12 protein-coding genes and 1 tRNA gene are annotated in these 17,882 nt (G+C 53.3%); 11 read left to right on the top strand and 2 right to left on the bottom strand.

From position 1 onward, the window contains the following. Positions 1–224: 224 nt before the first annotated feature. The 7 genes from rpoC (at position 225) to Q0510_RS02985 (ending at position 10,313) form a co-directional block, all read left to right on the top strand. Positions 225–4,523 (top strand): DNA-directed RNA polymerase subunit beta', encoded by a 4,299-nt coding sequence (gene rpoC, locus Q0510_RS03015; RefSeq protein ID WP_298708111.1) that lies wholly within the window; start codon positions 225–227, stop codon positions 4,521–4,523. Positions 4,524–4,741: 218 nt separating this feature from the next. Continuing rightward, positions 4,742–5,764, top strand: coding sequence for a glycerophosphodiester phosphodiesterase family protein (locus tag Q0510_RS03010; RefSeq protein WP_298708109.1), 1,023 nt, complete (start codon positions 4,742–4,744; stop codon positions 5,762–5,764). Between the two features lie 182 nt (positions 5,765–5,946). After that, entirely contained in the window at positions 5,947–6,543 is a 597-nt protein-coding gene (locus Q0510_RS03005; protein ID WP_298708107.1) for an OmpH family outer membrane protein, read from the top strand. A 74-nt stretch (positions 6,544–6,617) separates the two neighbouring features. Further along, positions 6,618–8,048, top strand: a complete 1,431-nt coding sequence (locus Q0510_RS03000) for an amino acid permease (protein WP_298708105.1) — start codon at positions 6,618–6,620, stop codon at positions 8,046–8,048. 485 nt (positions 8,049–8,533) lie between these two features. After that, positions 8,534–9,145, top strand: coding sequence for a DUF4254 domain-containing protein (locus Q0510_RS02995; protein WP_298708101.1), 612 nt, complete (start codon positions 8,534–8,536; stop codon positions 9,143–9,145). Further along, positions 9,123–10,136, top strand: coding sequence for a glycosyltransferase family 9 protein (locus tag Q0510_RS02990; protein WP_298708100.1), 1,014 nt, complete (start codon positions 9,123–9,125; stop codon positions 10,134–10,136). The genes Q0510_RS02995 and Q0510_RS02990 overlap by 23 nt, the downstream gene beginning before the upstream one ends. Positions 10,137–10,242: 106 nt before the next feature. Next, positions 10,243–10,313, top strand: a tRNA-Gln gene (locus Q0510_RS02985). 53 nt (positions 10,314–10,366) lie between these two features. Here the strand turns inward: Q0510_RS02985 and Q0510_RS02980 are convergent. Continuing rightward, the gene (locus tag Q0510_RS02980; protein ID WP_298708098.1) at positions 10,367–11,107 is read right to left on the bottom strand and encodes a hypothetical protein; all 741 of its coding nucleotides are present in this window, start codon (positions 11,105–11,107) and stop codon (positions 10,367–10,369) included. Between the two features lie 135 nt (positions 11,108–11,242). On the opposite strand from Q0510_RS02980, the gene Q0510_RS02975 reads away from it, so the two are divergent. Next, entirely contained in the window at positions 11,243–12,016 is a 774-nt protein-coding gene (locus tag Q0510_RS02975) for a DUF4846 domain-containing protein (protein ID WP_298708096.1), read from the top strand. 85 nt (positions 12,017–12,101) lie between these two features. Next, on the top strand, positions 12,102–12,644 hold the full coding sequence (locus Q0510_RS02970) for a M949_RS01915 family surface polysaccharide biosynthesis protein (protein WP_298708094.1): 543 nt from the start codon (positions 12,102–12,104) through the stop codon (positions 12,642–12,644). Between the two features lie 3 nt (positions 12,645–12,647). On the opposite strand, the gene Q0510_RS02965 is transcribed toward Q0510_RS02970, so the two are convergent. Next, a complete protein-coding gene (locus tag Q0510_RS02965) occupies positions 12,648–13,838 on the bottom strand; it encodes a Gfo/Idh/MocA family oxidoreductase (protein ID WP_298708092.1) in 1,191 nt (396 codons plus the stop codon). 330 nt (positions 13,839–14,168) lie between these two features. On the opposite strand from Q0510_RS02965, the gene Q0510_RS02960 reads away from it, so the two are divergent. Both Q0510_RS02960 and Q0510_RS02955 read left to right on the top strand, forming a co-directional pair. Further along, the gene (locus Q0510_RS02960; protein ID WP_298708090.1) at positions 14,169–17,333 is read left to right on the top strand and encodes a SusC/RagA family TonB-linked outer membrane protein; all 3,165 of its coding nucleotides are present in this window, start codon (positions 14,169–14,171) and stop codon (positions 17,331–17,333) included. Between the two features lie 19 nt (positions 17,334–17,352). Next, on the top strand, positions 17,353–17,882 hold a 530-nt coding region (locus Q0510_RS02955; RefSeq protein ID WP_298708088.1), incomplete at its 3' end, for a SusD/RagB family nutrient-binding outer membrane lipoprotein.

Here is a 17,882-nt window from a genome sequence, read left to right as displayed (position 1 = left end):
TCAGCGTATTGATCCATGAGCTGAGAGGCCTGGGTCTGGACCTGAAATTCGATTGATAACTGTATTCAAGCGAGGCCTGGACGGAATTCCCACCGTCCGGGCCTCCTTCAGATACCGTCGTAGCAGAATGCAGTAACCGCGTGAATGTTCAGAATGATTAAGGAAAAGGAAACCTGATTAGCCGGCTTCACGCAAGACATTGAGTTTTCTTTAAACAACATACAATGGCCATCAAGAAAGAAAATCGTCCCAAATCAAATTTTAGCAGCATTACCATCAGTCTCGCTTCACCGGACACCATCCTGGAGCGTTCTTATGGCGAAGTGCTGAAACCTGAAACCATCAACTACCGGACCTACAAGCCGGAGCGCGATGGTTTGTTCTGCGAAAGGATCTTCGGTCCTGTAAAGGATTACGAGTGCTATTGCGGAAAGTATAAGCGTATCCGTTATAAAGGCATTGTGTGCGACCGCTGTGGGGTAGAAGTGACCGAGAAGAAAGTGCGTCGTGAAAGAATGGGGCACATCCGCCTGGTGGTGCCCGTTGTTCATATCTGGTATTTTAAATCATTACCCAATAAAATCGGTTACCTGCTCGGCATGAGCTCCAAGAAACTGGAAACCATCGTTTATTACGAACGTTATGTGGTGATCCAGTCTGGTGTGAAGCAAGAGAAAGGCCTCAATTATGCAGACCTGCTGACGGAAGAAGAGTACCTGGATATCCTGGACACCCTTCCGAAAGACAACCAGATGCTGCCCGACGAGGATCCGAATAAATTCATCGCGAAGATGGGTGCAGAAGCGGTGGAAATGATGCTTTCCAGGATCGACCTGGACGGCCTTTCCTATCAGCTCCGCAACCAGGCTGCCACGGAAACTTCCCAGCAGCGTAAAGCCGAGGCCCTCAAACGCCTCAGCGTGGTGGAAGCCTTCCGCGATGCCAATGGCCGTGTAGACAACCGCCCGGAATGGATGGTGATGCAATACATCCCCGTTGTTCCGCCGGAACTGCGCCCGCTCGTTCCCCTGGACGGTGGCCGCTTCGCGTCTTCCGACCTCAACGACCTCTACCGCCGCGTAATCATCCGCAACAACCGTCTGAAACGCCTGATCGAGATCAAGGCGCCCGAGGTGATCTTGCGTAACGAGAAACGTATGCTGCAGGAAGCCGTTGATTCCCTGTTCGATAACAGCCGTAAATCCAATGCCGTGAAAGCGGAAGGCGGACGCGCGCTGAAATCCCTCTCCGACGTACTGAAAGGCAAGCAAGGCCGTTTCCGTCAGAACCTTCTCGGTAAACGTGTGGACTACTCCGGTCGTTCCGTTATCGTAGTAGGCCCTGAACTGAAACTGCATGAGTGCGGCCTTCCGAAAGATATGGCTGCGGAACTGTTCAAACCGTTCATTATCCGCAAGCTCATTGAAAGAGGCATCGTTAAAACCGTGAAATCGGCTAAAAAGCTGGTAGACCGGAAAGAAGCCGTGGTTTGGGACATCCTGGAAAACGTACTGAAAGGTCACCCCGTGATGCTCAACCGTGCTCCGACCCTCCACCGTTTGTCTATCCAGGCATTCCAGCCCAAACTGGTGGAAGGTAAAGCGATCCAGCTGCACCCGCTCGTGTGTTCTGCGTTCAACGCCGACTTTGACGGTGACCAGATGGCGGTTCACGTGCCTTTGAGCAACGCCGCGATCCTGGAAGCACAGCTGCTGATGCTGTCTTCGCATAACATTCTCAACCCGCAGAACGGTACGCCGATCACCCTGCCTTCACAGGACATGGTACTCGGTCTGTACTACATCTCCAAGGGTAAAAAATCCACCGAAACCGAAATCGTGAAAGGCGAAGGCAAAGCCTTCTACTCCGCGGAAGAGGTGATCATCGCGCATAACGAAGGCCGCGTTGACCTGCACGCCAACATCCGTGTTAAAGCGGACGTTCGCAAGGAAGACGGAACCCTGGAGCGCAAACTGATCGAAACCACGGTGGGCCGTGTGATCTTCAACGTATATGTTCCGAAGGAAGCAGGTTTCGTAAACGCCCTGCTGACCAAGAAATCGCTGCGTGAAATCATCGGCGACATCATCAAAGCGACTGACATTCCGAAAACCGCCAAATTCCTGGACGACATCAAGCAATTGGGTTTCCGTACGGCATTCCGCGGTGGTCTGTCCTTCAATATCAATGACCTGATCATCCCCGACGCCAAGCAGCTCATGATCGATGGCGCTGCCGGTGAGGTGGACGAAGTGTGGGATAACTACAACATGGGTCTGATCACGAACAACGAGCGTTACAACCAGATCATCGACATCTGGAGCCGTGTGGACACGAAAGTGACCGAAACGCTGATCCGTGAACTGGCAACTGACAAACAGGGCTTCAACTCTGTGTACATGATGCTGGATTCCGGCGCCCGTGGTTCCAAACAACAGATTAAACAGCTGGCCGGCCTCAGGGGTCTGATGGCGAAACCGCGTAAATCCGGTTCTTCCGGTTCCGAGATCATCGAGAACCCGATCCTCTCCAACTTCAAAGACGGCCTGAACGTATTGGAATACTTCATCTCCACGCACGGTGCCCGTAAGGGTCTTGCGGATACGGCACTGAAAACGGCGGATGCGGGTTACCTGACCCGTCGTCTCGTGGACGTTGCGCAGGACGTGGTGATCACCGAAGAAGATTGCGGCACCCTCCGTGGTATCGCGACTTCCGCGCTGAAAGACAACGAAGAAGTAGTAGAACCGCTGTACGACCGTATCCTCGGCCGTACTTCTCTCCACGATGTGTTCAATCCTGCGAATGACGAAGAGCTCTTCGTTGCCGCCGGCGAACAGATCACGGAAGAAATCGCGCGTAAGATTGAAGAAAGCACCATCGAAACGGTGGAAATCCGTTCGGTACTCACCTGCGAAAGCAAACGCGGCGTGTGCGTAAGATGCTATGGCAAAAACCTGGCGACCGGTTACACGGCGCAGCGTGGCGACGCTGTGGGCATCATCGCGGCACAGTCCATCGGTGAGCCTGGTACACAGCTGACGCTGCGTACGTTCCACGTAGGTGGTGTGGCCGGTTCCGCATCGGTAGAATCCACCCTGGCAGCGAAATTCGACGGTACCGTACAGTTCGACGGCCTCCGTACCACTACCTTCGAGAATAACGAAGGCGAGAAAGTACAGGTGGTAATCGGCCGTACCGGTGAGTTGAGGATCGTGGACGTGAAGAACGACCGCCTGCTGATCACCAACAACATCCCTTACGGTTCTACCCTGAACGTGAAGGATGGCCAGAAAGTGGTGAAAGGCGATGTGATCTGCACATGGGACCCCTTCAACGCCGTTATCGTTTCCGAAATCGCCGGTAAGATCCGGTTCGACAGCATCGTTGAAGGTATCACCTTCCGTGAAGAGGCTGACGAGCAAACCGGTCACCGCGAGAAAGTGGTTATCGAAACCAAAGACAAGAACAAGATCCCGTCGCTCCTCGTTGACGGTAATAAGGAAGTGAAATCCTACAACTTGCCGGTTGGCTCCCACATCATCGTGGAAGAAGGCGCGAGCGTGAGAGCAGGTCAGGTGATCGTGAAGATCCCGCGCGTGATCGGTAAGCTCCGCGACATCACCGGTGGTCTGCCCCGTGTAACCGAGCTTTTCGAAGCCCGTAACCCGAGCAACCCGGCCATCGTATCTGAGATCGACGGTGTAGTAGCTTTCGGTAACATCAAACGCGGTAACCGCGAGATCATCATCGAAAGCCGCGAAAGCCATGTGAAAAAGTACCTCGTTCCGCTGACCCGCCACATCCTGGTTCAGGACGGCGACTTCGTGAAAGCAGGTACCGCACTGTCCGACGGTTCCATCACCCCGGCCGATATCCTCTCGATCAAAGGTCCGTTTGCCGTACAGGAATACCTGGTGAACGAGATACAGGAGGTTTACCGCCTGCAGGGTGTGAAGATCAACGACAAACACATCGAGGTGATCGTTCGCCAGATGATGCGCAAGGTAACCATCGAAGATCCGGGAGATACCCGCTTCCTCGAAGGCGATACTACCGACAAGTTCGAGTTCTTTGAAGAAAACGACCAGATCTTCGACAAGAAAGTGGTAACCGACGCCGGTGAATCCGCTACGATGAAGGCTGGCCAGATTGTAACGCTCCGCCAGGTACGTGAAGAAAACTCCGTGCTGCGCCGCTCCGACAGGAAGCTGGTGGAATACCGCGACGCGGAAACGGCTACTTCCAGCCCGCTCCTCCTCGGTATCACCAAGGCTTCGCTCGGTACGCACAGCTGGATTTCGGCAGCGTCCTTCCAGGAAACCACCAAAGTACTGTCTTCCGCAGCCATCAACGGTAAAACGGACGATATGCTGGGCCTGAAAGAGAACGTGATCACGGGTCACCTGATCCCGGCCGGTACCGGTCTGAGAGAATTCGAGAACATGATCGTAGGTTCGAAAGAAGAATACGACATCCTCGCATCCTCGAAAGAAGTGTTCCAGTTCGACGAAGAAGAATAGGTCTCGCACCGAATCATATTCCAAGGCCGCTCCCAACCGGGGCGGCCTTTTTTTATTTACCCCCACGACCATATTAAGTTCTTATTAAAAAGCCCCGGAAGCCCTTGGATTTATCCGTTCGCCACCGTATTTTGTAACTTTATGTAACTGATATGAAAGCAGAACATAATAATCTGTAAGTTGACGAAATATTAAACAAGCATAGAAAACACATTACCATGCGTCTACGTTATCGAATGATGATTCCGGCATTACTGGCCGCTGCGGCGGTGAACGGGCAGGCGCCCGCATTTCACCTGGACAATTACACCATTCCGAAAGGCAAGGCCGGCGCAGTGATCGGGCAGGTATATACGCCGGAGGGCGCTGCAAAAGGCGTGAGGCTGGCGGAAGATACTTCCGGCCTGTTCACGATCGGGAAGAAGGGAGAAGTGCGTTTGAAAAAGAAGAAAAGCATCGACGCGTCTTCCGCCATGCAATATGCGGTGACGCTGGAATTGAATGGCCAGAAAGAGCCGTTTATTTTTGTTAAGGACGATTTCGCGCGTAACAAGATCGTGGCCCACCGTGGCGCGTGGAAGCACACGGCCGGCAGCCAGAATTCCATCACTTCGCTGCGCGAGGCGGTGCGCCTGGGCTGCGAAGGCACTGAATTTGACGTATGGTTGTCGAAAGACGGCGTGCCCGTACTTTCCCACGATCCCCATATCGGCGGCAAAACCGTGGAAGAAACGAGCATCGCGGACCTGACGGCCATCGAGCTGAAGAACGGCGACCGCGTGCCCACGTTCGAGCAATACCTGGAAGACGGCATGAAGCAAAACATCACCCGCCTGGTGCTGGAACTGAAACCTTCCAAAACCGGCCGCGGCGAGCAGCTGGCGCAGTCGTGCTACGACCTCATCCGCAAGCACAAATCACAGGCCTGGATGCTGTATATCAGCTTCGATTACAATATCTGCAAGAAACTGGTGGCCCTCGACCCCCATGCCAAGGTGGCCTATCTTAACGGCGACAAGTCGCCCGCGGAACTGAAGGCCGACGGCATCTGGGGCTTCGACTACGCCTGGAAGGTCATCGATAAAGACATGTCTATCTTCCAGCAGGCTAAGAAAAGCGGGGTGACGGTAAACATCTGGACCGTGAACGATCCGGCGCAGATGGATACTTACCTCAGGGCCGGGACCGATTTCCTGACCACGGACGAGCCGGAAATTGCGCTAGAAAAGGTGAAAAAGTAATGATAATGAAGGGGGACGATGTCCCCCTTTTTCGTTTTTAAGGGGGAATGTACCTGCAAATCCTTGTCTGACCTATCTTTCCACTATTTTCTTTTTAACGTTTTTTTATATCCCAAAAATGTTATTTTAGCCGCCGCAACAATCTCATAATATCCAAGCGTACTAAAAATCTACCGATCAACATGCACACCCGTCAACTTATTGTGAAAAATGGTTTATTTCTGATGGCGATCGCCGGCGTATTTGCGGCCTGTCAGCAAAACAACGGTAAATCCGCTCCCAAATCCGGTGCGGACTCTTCCGTAAATGCCGCTGCCGGCGTACAAAAGCTTGCCTATGTAGATATTGATTCGCTGGAAGCTCACTACGATTATTTCAAAGACAAAAAAGCAGAACTGGACCGCAAGAAAGAAGCCGCCCAGAATGAGATCGCCGGCCGCGAGCGCGCATTGCAGAACGAACTGCAGGCCCTCCAGCAACAGGCGCCTACCATGACGCAGGCGCAGGGCCAGGCGGCTGAAGCCAGCCTCCAGCGCAAGGCGCAACAGCACGAGGTAAACCGCCAGAACCTCATCGCGCAGCTGCAAACCCAGGAAGCGCAGTTCTCCGAAGACCTGCAGAAAAGACTGGAAGAAACGATTAAAACGGTAAACGGCAACCGCTACGCCTTTATCTTCTCATACCGTGCGGGCGCTTCCAATATCTTGTTTAAGGACGAAGCGTACAACATCACGGCGGAAGTGATCCAGGCGCTGAACCAGGAAGCTCCGAAAAAATAATTAAACGATTTCTGCGTTTGATCCCGGTGTAGCAACCGGGATTTTCTTTTATCAACCATTTTATCAACCTCTACATGTCCAACCCTACGCATTCTTTCAAGCCTACTTTGAGTCTTGTTGACGCCACGATGATCGTGGCGGGCTCCATGATCGGTTCCGGCATTTTCATCGTATCCGCCGAGGTGGCCCGTTCCATGGGCTCGTCGGGCTGGATGATGGCCATGTGGGTGCTGGCCGGCGTGGTGACGCTGATCGCCGCCCTCAGCTACGGTGAGCTTTCCGGGATGTTCCCGAAGGCCGGCGGCCAGTATGTTTACCTGCGCGAAGCTTACAATCCATTTATCGCTTTTCTTTTCGGGTGGACGCAGTTCGGCGTGATCCAGACGGGAACTATTGCCGCCGTGGCAATGGCTTTCGCCAAGTACCTGGGGTACCTGGCGCCGGGGCTCGCGGAAACCAACGTCCTGTTCGCGGTGCCGCTGGGAAGCTGGAATTTTTCGGTCAATATGGCCCAGATCATCGCCATCCTTTCCATCGTACTCCTTACCTGGATCAATACCAAAGGGGTGAAAAACGGGAAGATCATCCAGACCGTATTCACTTTCACCAAACTCTTCTCCCTGTTCGGCCTGATCGTTTTCGGGCTGCTGATCGGTGCTAAAGCCGAAATATGGAACGCCAACTGGACCAATGCATGGGAAACATCGAACCTGAAATGGGACGATGGCAGATTGGTGACGACAGCGCTTAGCGGGATGGCTTTCCTGGGCGCGATCGCCGTATCCATGAAAGGCACCCTGTTCTCCAGCGACGCCTGGAACAACGTTACGTTCATTGCCGGGGAGATTAAAAATCCGGAGAAGAATATTGGGCGCGCCCTTTTCCTGGGAACATTCATCGTCACCATCATTTACGTTTCCGCAAATCTGATGTACCTCTCCGTACTGCCTTTGGAAGAGATCGCGTTCGCTGAGCAAGACAGGGTAGGTGTGGCTGCTGCGGAAAGGATCTTTGGCCCGGGTTTAGGGGCCGTTACCATCGCGGTAATGATCATCATATCGACGTTCGGTTGCAACAATGGGCTGATCCTCTCGGGGGCCAGGATTTACTATACCATGGCCAAAGACGGGCTTTTCTTCCGCAAGGCGGGCACGCTCAACAATTACGACGTTCCGGGTACGGGGCTGTGGATCCAGTGCCTTTGGGCATCTCTGCTTTGCCTCAGCGGCAAATACGGCGACCTGCTGACCATGGTGATCTTCGGGGTGTTGCTTTTCTACGTCATTACGATCATCGGGATTTTCGTGCTGCGCAGGACGCGTCCGGATATCCCCCGGAGCTACAAAGCCTTCGGCTATCCCGTGCTGCCGGCACTGTACGTATTGGTGGCATTGTCGCTGGCCGTGCTGCTGCTTATTTATGAGCCGGAATACGCCGTGCCGGGATTGGGGATCATCCTGTTGGGGATTCCTTTGTATTTCGCTGCGAGAAAAGAGATCAAATAATTGGGTTTCAATACCGGGAAGCCGCGCAGACAGATGGTTTGCGCGGCTTTTTGCGTGTATAAGGGGGCAGAAATCAATTCATTGCAAGTGATAACACAGAATTTTCATCACTGCGGGAATAATACAGGCATGTGGCGTAATTTAGAGGAAGAAGACCAGGAAATGCCAATTTAGCAAGACACGCTTAAGACCCGATAACCCTGAAACCGCACTTCCTGCCACAGATCATTAACCAGAAAGGCATGGAAAATCTCCACTACGATTTTCCTATCAATTATATCTGACTATTGTTGCCGGCCGTGTTGCGGGCGTCTCCAACATGCCGGCACCACATGGTCAGCGGAAGGTTTCGTGTATTCCGAAAATCATCGAAGCCCTCTTTAGAGAACCATTGAAAGCCTACACAATTGCATTCTCGAACATTCACATGATTTTATGCCCGGCACACTGTTTCCACAGCGTGCTTTTTTATTTACATTTGCTGCATGTTTACCGCACTTTGCATCGAAATTTTTGACCAGAGCATCCGCGACTACCATGTGGCCGACGACATCCACCGGGCGGTCCGGAACCCTTATGAAAACGCCTCCGTAGAACATCTCCTGTACGCCAAAAACTGGATCGATACCGTTCAGTGGCACCTGGAAGACGTGATCCGCGACCCCGCCATCGACCCCGTGAAAGCGCTGGAAATGAAGCGCTGGATCGACCGCTCCAACCAGGAACGGACCGATATGGTCGAATACATCGACAGCTATTTTCTTGAAAAATATAAAGACGTAACGCCCGCGCCTTCGGCTGCCATCAACACCGAAAGCCCCGCCTGGGCCATCGACCGCCTGTCGATCCTCGGCCTGAAAATTTATCACATGCGGGAAGAAGCCACGCGCCCCGATGCCACCGAAGCCCATCGCGAAGCCTGCGCCCGCAAGCTGGACGTGTTGCTGGAGCAGCAGCGCGACTTATCCACCGCCATCGAAGCGCTGCTGGAAGATATTTCCAAAGGCCGCAAGTACATGAAAGTGTACAAGCAGATGAAAATGTACAACGATCCCTCGCTCAACCCCGTTCTCTATGGGCAAAAATCCGGTCAATAAAACGACCCTGCTGGCCGTGCGGTTCAGCGCCATGGGCGATGTGGCCATGACCATTCCCGTTATGAAACAGGTGCTGGATACGTATCCGGACCTTACCATCGTTTTTGTCACCAATAAAAACTGGGGCGCGCTCTGCCAGGGGATTCCCCGGCTGATATTCGTGCCGGCTGACCTCAAGGGCGAGCACAAGGGCGTCAACGGCCTTTTCCGCCTCTTCCGGAGCGTCCGCGCGCAATACCCGGGCATCCGCGCCATGGCGGACCTCCACCAGGTGCTCCGCAGCCAGATCATCCGTTCCTTTTTCCGCCTTACGGCCGTAAAAGTGGCGGTGATCGACAAAGGCAGAGCCGGGAAGAAGGCGCTCACGCGAAAAGACAATAAAATCCTCCAGCCGCTTACCTCCACCATCGACCGTTACCGCGCTGTTTTCGCGAAGCTGGGCTACCCCGTATCCGCGGATACGTTGGGAACGCTGCCGCGAAAGCCCGCTGCCAAACAGCAGATCGGCATCGCGCCGTTCGCCACCTACCGCGAGAAAACGTACCCCATCGAAAAAATGGAGGTGGTGATCCGCCAGTTGCGCGAGCGCACGGATGCTGAAATCCTGCTGTTCGGCGGCGGAAAGGAAGAAACAGCGAAGCTGGAAGCGCTGGCCAACCGTGTAAACGGTTTGCAGGTGGTAGCCGGCAAACATTCGCTTGAAGAGGAACTGAAGATCATCAGCGGCCTGCAACTCATGGTGAGCATGGATTCCGCGAATATGCACCTGGCATCGCTGTATGGCGTGCCGGTGGTATCCGTATGGGGCGCCACGCATCCCTACGCGGGTTTCATGGGATTCGGACAGAGCGCGGAGAATGCCGTGCAGCTGGATTTATATTGCCGGCCCTGTTCCGTATTCGGCAGCAAACCCTGCTTCCGCGGGGATCACGCGTGTATGGAAGAGCTGGCGCCGGAGCATATCGTAGGGGCGGTGATGCGGTTGTTGTAGCATAAAAGCCTTTGCAGGAGGGAGTTACAGTACTTTTTTTCTAAAAATCCGAACATTTTTTTTGCAGGAATAAAAAAAATTATACTTTTGCAATCCCAACGAACGGTGCCCGATAGTATAATGGTAGTACGACAGATTTTGGTTCTGTTTGTCTTGGTTCGAATCCAGGTCGGGCAACAAAGAAAAAGCCGCTTTACGAAGCGGCTTTTTCAATTATAACTAATGCCCGTTCAAAAAATAACCGGCACTTTATTCTTCTCCATAATCGCCTGGAAATTGATCTGGTCGTTTTCATCGAATAGATCATCCATCGTGGAATATGTCAATTTAAACTGGCCATCTTTTTCGTACAGGTTGATACGAAACCCAAGCGGTACGGCATTCATTACCTTCGTTGCGTCCGCCACGAAAACCATCTCTGTAATCACTTCGTTGTATTCGTTTTCCCGCCACGCGATGAAATGCCGGTGGAAGAAATATTCCAGCGTGAGAAAATCTTCATGGTAGCTGGTGATCATGCAATGTCTTCTGCGCGGTGCGGAAATAATGATCTTGTCCGTATTCAATTCTTTGCAGGCGGCGGCAAGGAATGCAGGGGAAAGGATTTTCTCGGAAGCATGATCTTCGCCGGCGGCGAAAATGATCCTGCCGTTCATGCGTTCCGGTTTTTCGAATTCGAAAGGATATTGATCGATGTTTTCCTGCCATTTTTCGTAATTGGCTTTTACCGCTTCGTTCTCCAAATCTTTCGGCGTGATATATTGAAAACTTTCGCCTGCGTCCTGCGGAAAAACGATCACCAGGTCGGGCGTTCCGCCGATGTTCACGAACGGGAAATGGACCGCATGGGCAGTGCCTTGCCAGCGCGCGTCTTTGATCATGGGGTACACGGGTACCTTGTCTTTTTCAATGTCCAATATTGCAGGTGCGGAGGGCCCGGATTTTCCGAAGAGCTTTTTGAGGAATCCCATAGTGATACGGTTGTTTGATATGGTTACAAAATGGTGGGTGCTGCTACCAAATTTAATGTTTTTAGCACAATCGAATACGCGTATCTCCCGGCGTTCAACTGATATGGAAAAATGGGTTATTTGCATCTGAAGGGTATGAAAATCGCCCTGTTGCTCATTTGTTCCCTGTTCGTAATTCCTGCGGCGGCGCAAACCGTTGGAGCATGGCCGCTGCCGGCCGGGTTTCAAAGAATGCCGCAATCTCCAGGCAGCTTCGGTGCGTGGCTCAGGAACGTCCCTTTGAAAAAGACGGCGACGGTATACTTGTTCAACGGGGAGAAGAAACGCAATCAATCCGCGCAAGTGGCGGTGCTGGATATTTCCACGGGTAAGAAAGACCTACAGCAATGCGCGGACGCCGTAATGCGCTTGTACGCGGAATATCTCTACGCCAACAAAAAATACGGGCAGATCATGTTCAACGCCACCGACGGTACGCCGATGGATTACGGGGCCTGGCGGCAAGGCCGGCGCTGGAAGCTGCGCGGTAATAAACTCGCAGGCATACATTCGGCAGCGCCCTGCGATACCCGCGCGTGCTTCGACGAATATCTTGAAACAGTGTTCACCTACGCCGGTACGATTTCGCTTAAAAAGCAATTACAGCCGGTTCGCAATAGCGCAGATATCCGTCCGGGGGATGTTTTCATCGAAAGCGGATCTCCGGGACATGCTGTGATCGTGATGGATGTAGCCGTGAATAGTTTCGGGGAGAAGAGATTCCTGCTGGCGCAGAGTTACATGCCTGCGCAGGATATGCATCTTCTGAAAAACCCCTCGGCTGCTTCTGCCTGGTATGCCTTGCCTGGCAACACGTTGCGGACGCCGGAATGGACCTTCGGAAATGGAAGCGCGTTGATGCGGTTTTAATGGCGGGAAAAGTTATTTTCGTGATATGCGCCAACTTTTGATTGTTTGCTTTCTTCTTATCCCGTTTTTTACCGCCGCCCAGGATGTGAAACCCATTCCCCGCACCGAGCTGGACAAGGAATATGAAACGAAATTTCCCATCTACCAGGGTTTTAGTTATCAGGACAAATCCGGCAGCTGGAAAATCCTGCTGTGCGAAAACCAGATGAAGAAAGCCGCGAAGGATACGATCAGCACCGCGCTTCAGGCCGTCTGCCTCCTGGAAGACCATGGCGGTTATCTCGAAAAATGGTCCATCAACGATTTTGTGGAGAAGGAAGCGGAAGAAGAGCGCATCTGGTTCACCACTTCGTATTGTTCCTTCCGCGACCTGGATCGCGACGGCCGCATAGATCCCGTCATCACCTACATGACAACCGATATCGATGGCATCCGCCGGGTGAAAATATTCGTGGTGTACAAAAATGAAAAGTATGCCGTCCGCGCAGTGGAGCATGTGTCTGATTACGGCCGCAAACTGGAATATGCTGCCGGGTACTCCAAACTGCCGGCGCAGATCCGCGCACATGTGGAGCAGCTGCTGGCGCGCATCCGGAAGGAGCGGGGCGTGCTGCTGAAGCACGGTTGACCGTTATGCCGGCCAATACTCCGTGCCGCCAGATTTGGCGGCCATATTCCCCATATGGATCGCCAGTGAGCTGTTTTTCGCCGTCAAAACGTTGGAGTCGGGCGTTTTGCCTTCCTGGATGCAGCGCCGGAAATCTTCCAGCGCGTAGGTGGTAGGTTCGAGCAGACGCTCGCCGGGTTGCAGCCATTTGATTTCTTCCGCATCGCCCTGGGTTTTTACGCTGACGGTGGCGCCCGTCACTCCATCCACCGTTCCCAGCCTGTTTTGCGTGTTTTCGGCGTAGATGTAGGCATTTTCCCGCTGGATCTCTACCGTCGCTTTTTCTCCGAATATTTTAATGTTATAACTGTTGTAAGCGTTTGACAGCACCGAAGACACGCTGGATTTGATGCCGCCGGGGTATTCGTAGATGGCGCGGATATGATCGTAGGTATCCCGCCCGTCTTTCCAGTAATTGATGCCGCCCATGGCCACGGCGCGCGTGGGATTGGCGTCCAGCAGGAACTGGATCATGTCGATCTGGTGGGCGCAAAGCTCGGACAGTGGCCCGCCGCAATATTCACTGTACATCCGCCAGTTCACGATGCGCTCCAGTTTGGGATCGGATACGGGATTGCGCCAGTCGGAATTGCGGTTGTACTGGCTTTCGAGGTGCGTGATTTTACCAAGCCAGTTCTGGCTGATGATTTCCTTGATCCTGCGGTACAGTCCATAATAACGGTATTGGTACCCGACCTGAAGCACGCGGTTGCTTTCCGCGACTTTCTTCTCGACGGCCAGGGCTTCGGCCGTATTATATGATAATGACTTCTCGAGGTAAACGTGTTTGCCGGCCGACAGGGCATCGATAGCCATAGGGGCGTGCAGGAACAGCGGCGTGGCGATCACGACGGCGTCGATGGTGCGGTCGTTGAGCAATGTGCGGTGGTCGGTGTGGGCTTTGGCTTTGCTGCCTGTGATGGAGATGGCTTTGCGGAGGTTGTCCGGCAGGATATCGCAACAGGCCGTTACCTGGAAGGCAGGAATTTTATTTAATAATGTAATCAGCCCCGCGCCGCGGCTGCCCGTGCCGATAACGCCGACGCGGATGGGCGGCGCCGTAGCGGCCAGGATAGGGGAGCTGAGGGCCATTCCTGCGATGGCAGCGGTGCCGGTGGACAGGAAGTTTCTGCGGGAAATGTGCGAAGCGGTCATCTTGATCAGTTTAAAATCCGTTTATCATCAACTTATACATCTGCTGTCACAAATATAGCGCTAAAATTTTCTTTTTCTTATTTTATAAGGAATGTAGTTTTCGTTTCATTGTTTTGTCGTTGTTTTTCATTGTAAATGTCCTTTTTACGCTTCCTGTGGGTCCTTGAATGTCGCCGGAACTGCCGGAATAAGGGTGAAAAGTAATGTTGGATTGCCGTTTTTTACGCTGATTTTCGAAAATTCGATAATTATAGATAAGGAAACGAAAATGATTTGTTTTTGAAAGCTTTTTATTTACTTTTATGAAAGGGGTTTAAAAACATGCATACAATGAAAGAAAACTTTAAACTGAGATTCCTTGCCTTATTGCTCGCCTTCACAGCCGTTTCAACCACCGTGCTTGGGCAGGAGCTTACCGTGACAGGCACGGTTACATCGGAAAAGAACGGGGAGCCGCTTCCCGGGGTTTCCGTCACGTTATTGAATTCAACCAAATCAGCTATCACTGATGAAAAAGGCTTTTACCGGATCGCACTGCCTTCCTTATCCGGTACACTTGTATTTAGTTACATCGGCATGGAGAAGAAAGCGGAACCCATAGGCAACCGCACACAGGTAAACATCCAGCTAGCCGAATCCAACAGCGCCCTTCAGGAAGTGGTCGTTACCGCCATCGGCATCGAGCGCAAACGCGCCGCGCTGGGCTATTCCGCCCAGGTGGTCAACGGCAGCGAGCTCACCGAAGCCCGGGAAGTGAACGTCGCCAACTCCCTCAAAGGGAAGGTTGCCGGCGTTTTCGTAAGCGCCTCCGCAACAGGGCCCGGCGGCTCCAGCTATGTCAACATCCGCGGCGCCAGCTCGTTCCAGGGCAATAACCAGCCGCTGTACGTCGTAGACGGCGTGCCCATCGACAACCAGACCATCGGCGCCCCGGACCTCGGCAACGCCCGCGGTACCTCCCGCGACTATGGCGATGGTATCGGCAACATCTCGCCCGACGACATCGAGACCATCACGGTGCTCAAAGGCCCGAACGGCGCTTCGCTGTACGGCGCCCGCGGCGCCAATGGCGTCATTCTCATCACCACTAAAAAAGGCAAAGCCGGCAAACGCGCAAAAATCGATTTCAACTCGAACGCCACCTGGGAAAAGCCGCTCGTAACGCCCCAGCGCCAGAACTCCTACGGCCCGGGTTATAACGAATCCATCGAGTCGTGGGACCTGGTAACAATTGACGGCCGCGAAGTGCGCCAGCTCCCCGCAGGAATCCCCGATATGTGGGGCGCCAAATTCGACGGGCAGCCCATCGCGCTCGAACTGTGGCCCAGCCTCGGCGTATTTTCCTACTCCGGCAAAGGCTCCGGCGAATCCCGTAAATTCTACGCCACCGGCAGCACTTACACCAATTCCCTCGCTGTTTCCGGCGGTTCCGAAAAAATAAACTACCGGGTGTCGTTCTCGGATCTGCGCAACAAGGGTATCTACCCCACATCCACCCTCGACCGCCAGACCATCAACACCACCCTGGGTTTCCAGGCTACGGATAAACTTTATATCGAAACCCGCGTCAACTACATCCGCCAGGCCGGGAAAAACAGGCCGGGCTTCGGTACCGATATCAATACCATCGGTATGTCGCTCAACCGTTTCCCCGCTTTCCTGTCGATGGACATGATGAAGGATTACAAAACTTTCGACGGCCAGGCCAACAACTGGACCGACGGCCGCCCGTTTAACCCTTACTGGGTGCTCAACGAATTCCTCAGCAACGACAGCCGCGACCGCGTAAACGGTTACCTGCTGGCCCGCTATAAATTAACGCCATGGCTCATGCTGCAGGCGCGCGGCGGTACCGATTTCTACTTCGACGTCCGCGACTCGCGCATCGGGGTGAACACGCCCACCGGCTCAGGCAACCTTCGCCGCGGGCAGGTGAACAACGACCGCATACGGATGCGGGAAGACAACTTCGACGTGTTGCTGACCGCCAACGGCGCACTCAGCGATAAGTTCACCGGGACGTTCTCCGTGGGCGCCAACCGCCTCGACCGCAAGCAGCAGGAGATGTCTTTACAGGGCAATAACCTGAACATCGATCACCTCTATAATATCATCAACGCAGGGCTGGTGGTGCCGACGGATCGGCTCAACCGCCGCCGTATGAACTCGGGGTACTTCACCGGGCAGATCGGGTATAATAATTTCCTGTTTCTGGATATCTCGGGGCGTAACGACTGGTCGTCGACACTCGGGGCCAACAACTACTCTTTCTTCTATCCCGCGGCCAGCGCCAGTTTCGTTTTCTCTGACGCATTCCAGATCAAAAGCGACAAATGGCTGAGCTTCGGTAAAGTGCGGTTGTCTTATGCCCAGGCGGGTAAAGATGCAAGCGCGTACCAGACGCAGATCGGGTATAACCTGAGCACGCTCAGCTACAACGGGCAGCGAATGGCCACCACACCGGGAACCATCCCGCTGGTGGATCTCAAAAACGAGCTGACGACTTCCTTTGAAACGGGTACGGAGCTGAAATTCTTCCGCAACCGCCTGGGGATCGACTTTACCTATTACCACGCCCGTGCGAAGAACCAGATCCTGGGTGTGGATATCCCCGCGCCTACCGGTTTCTCCCGCAAGCTGATCAACGCCGGCGAGATCCGCAACCGTGGTTTGGAGTTGATGGTAACCGGTACACCGGTATCTTCCCGCGGCTTCACCTGGAATATTTCCGTGAACGCTTCGCGGAACAGGTCGGAAGTGGTTTCCCTGGCGCCGGGCATCAATTCGCTGAACCTGTACAGCACGGGTGAAATGAGTATCGAAGCGCGGCCTGGCCTGCCTTATGGCAACATCGTCGGATACAAATTCAAGCGGACGGCTACGGGCGAAAAATGGCTTAACTCCGCGGGCGCTTACCAGCGCGATGCCACCACTTCGGTATTGGGCAATGTGCAGCCCGATTACCTGGCGGGTATCACGAACAATCTTTCCTATAAAGGTTTGAGCTTGTCTTTCCTGATTGATGTAAGGCAGGGCGGAAAGATTTTCTCTTATTCCAAACAGCAGCAATGGTCTGTGGGAACGGGTAAAGGCACGGAAAACGGCGACAACCTGATCGCGGATGGTGTTATTGAAGGAGCTGACGGTAAATTCACCCGGAGTAATATCGTGTTGGGAAGAGCTGCTTACTATACCAGCATGAGCTATGGCAATATCAGCGAAGAATTTGTGCTGGACGCCAGTTACATCGCGCTCCGTGAACTGACGCTGGGGTATAATGTCGGCAAGCATTTCCGGCAGGGCTTCTTCCTGAAATCCGCTAAGCTGACGGCTGTTTGCCGCAACGTATTGTACCTGAAGCAGAACGCGCAGATCAAGGAGATGGGCGCCAATCCGGAAGGAGGCTTCGGGCCGTTTACCGTGGCACAGGGCTTCGAATCTACCGGTGTCCCCATCACGCGCAATTTCGGTCTGAACCTTTCTGTTTCCCTTTAATCACTGAAAAATTAGAATTATGCGATTGATATATAAATGGATCATGGTGGCTGGCGGATGTGTGGCGTTAGGGAGTTGTACGAAAGATTTCAAGGAAATCAACACCAATCCCACGCTCATCGGGCGGGATATCGTACAGCCGCAGTTGCTGTTTACCAGCGCCATCAAGAATTTCGTGTTCCAGAACCAGACGCACGGGCTGCTGGCGGATTATGCGGGTTATTATAAAAACCCCGCGTCCGGGAATATTTTCCAGAACCGCGATTGGGGCAATCCTTTCAATTCCCATTACCGCAACTATCTCATCAATTTCTCCGAAATGATCCGGTTGTGCGAACAGGACCCCAAGCGCAGGAATATGTTGAATATCGGAAGGATTTGCCGTGCGATGGTTTTCCAGCAATTGACCGATGCTTACGGTGATGTGCCTTACTTCGATGCGGTGAAATCTGTGGAGGATGTGATCGTGCAACCAAAATACGACACGCAGGAAACGATCTACCGCGAAATACTGAAGGAGCTGGATGAGGCGTATGAAGCACTGCAGAG

It is taken from the genome of uncultured Chitinophaga sp. (assembly GCF_937874145.1).
Classification (GTDB): Bacteria; Bacteroidota; Bacteroidia; order Chitinophagales; family Chitinophagaceae; genus Chitinophaga.
Note: the sequence above shows the minus strand (reverse complement) of the source record. Positions and strands in the feature narration are given on the sequence as shown.

Coding starts and splice junctions, on each gene's coding strand:
- rpoC (WP_298708111.1), top strand. CDS start 225: ATGGCCATCAAGAAAGAAAATCGTCCCAAATCAAATTTTAGCAGCATT.
- Q0510_RS03010 (WP_298708109.1), top strand. CDS start 4,742: ATGCGTCTACGTTATCGAATGATGATTCCGGCATTACTGGCCGCTGCG.
- Q0510_RS03005 (WP_298708107.1), top strand. CDS start 5,947: ATGCACACCCGTCAACTTATTGTGAAAAATGGTTTATTTCTGATGGCG.
- Q0510_RS03000 (WP_298708105.1), top strand. CDS start 6,618: ATGTCCAACCCTACGCATTCTTTCAAGCCTACTTTGAGTCTTGTTGAC.
- Q0510_RS02995 (WP_298708101.1), top strand. CDS start 8,534: ATGTTTACCGCACTTTGCATCGAAATTTTTGACCAGAGCATCCGCGAC.
- Q0510_RS02990 (WP_298708100.1), top strand. CDS start 9,123: ATGGGCAAAAATCCGGTCAATAAAACGACCCTGCTGGCCGTGCGGTTC.
- Q0510_RS02980 (WP_298708098.1), bottom strand. CDS start 11,107: ATGGGATTCCTCAAAAAGCTCTTCGGAAAATCCGGGCCCTCCGCACCT.
- Q0510_RS02975 (WP_298708096.1), top strand. CDS start 11,243: ATGAAAATCGCCCTGTTGCTCATTTGTTCCCTGTTCGTAATTCCTGCG.
- Q0510_RS02965 (WP_298708092.1), bottom strand. CDS start 13,838: ATGACCGCTTCGCACATTTCCCGCAGAAACTTCCTGTCCACCGGCACC.
- Q0510_RS02960 (WP_298708090.1), top strand. CDS start 14,169: ATGAAAGAAAACTTTAAACTGAGATTCCTTGCCTTATTGCTCGCCTTC.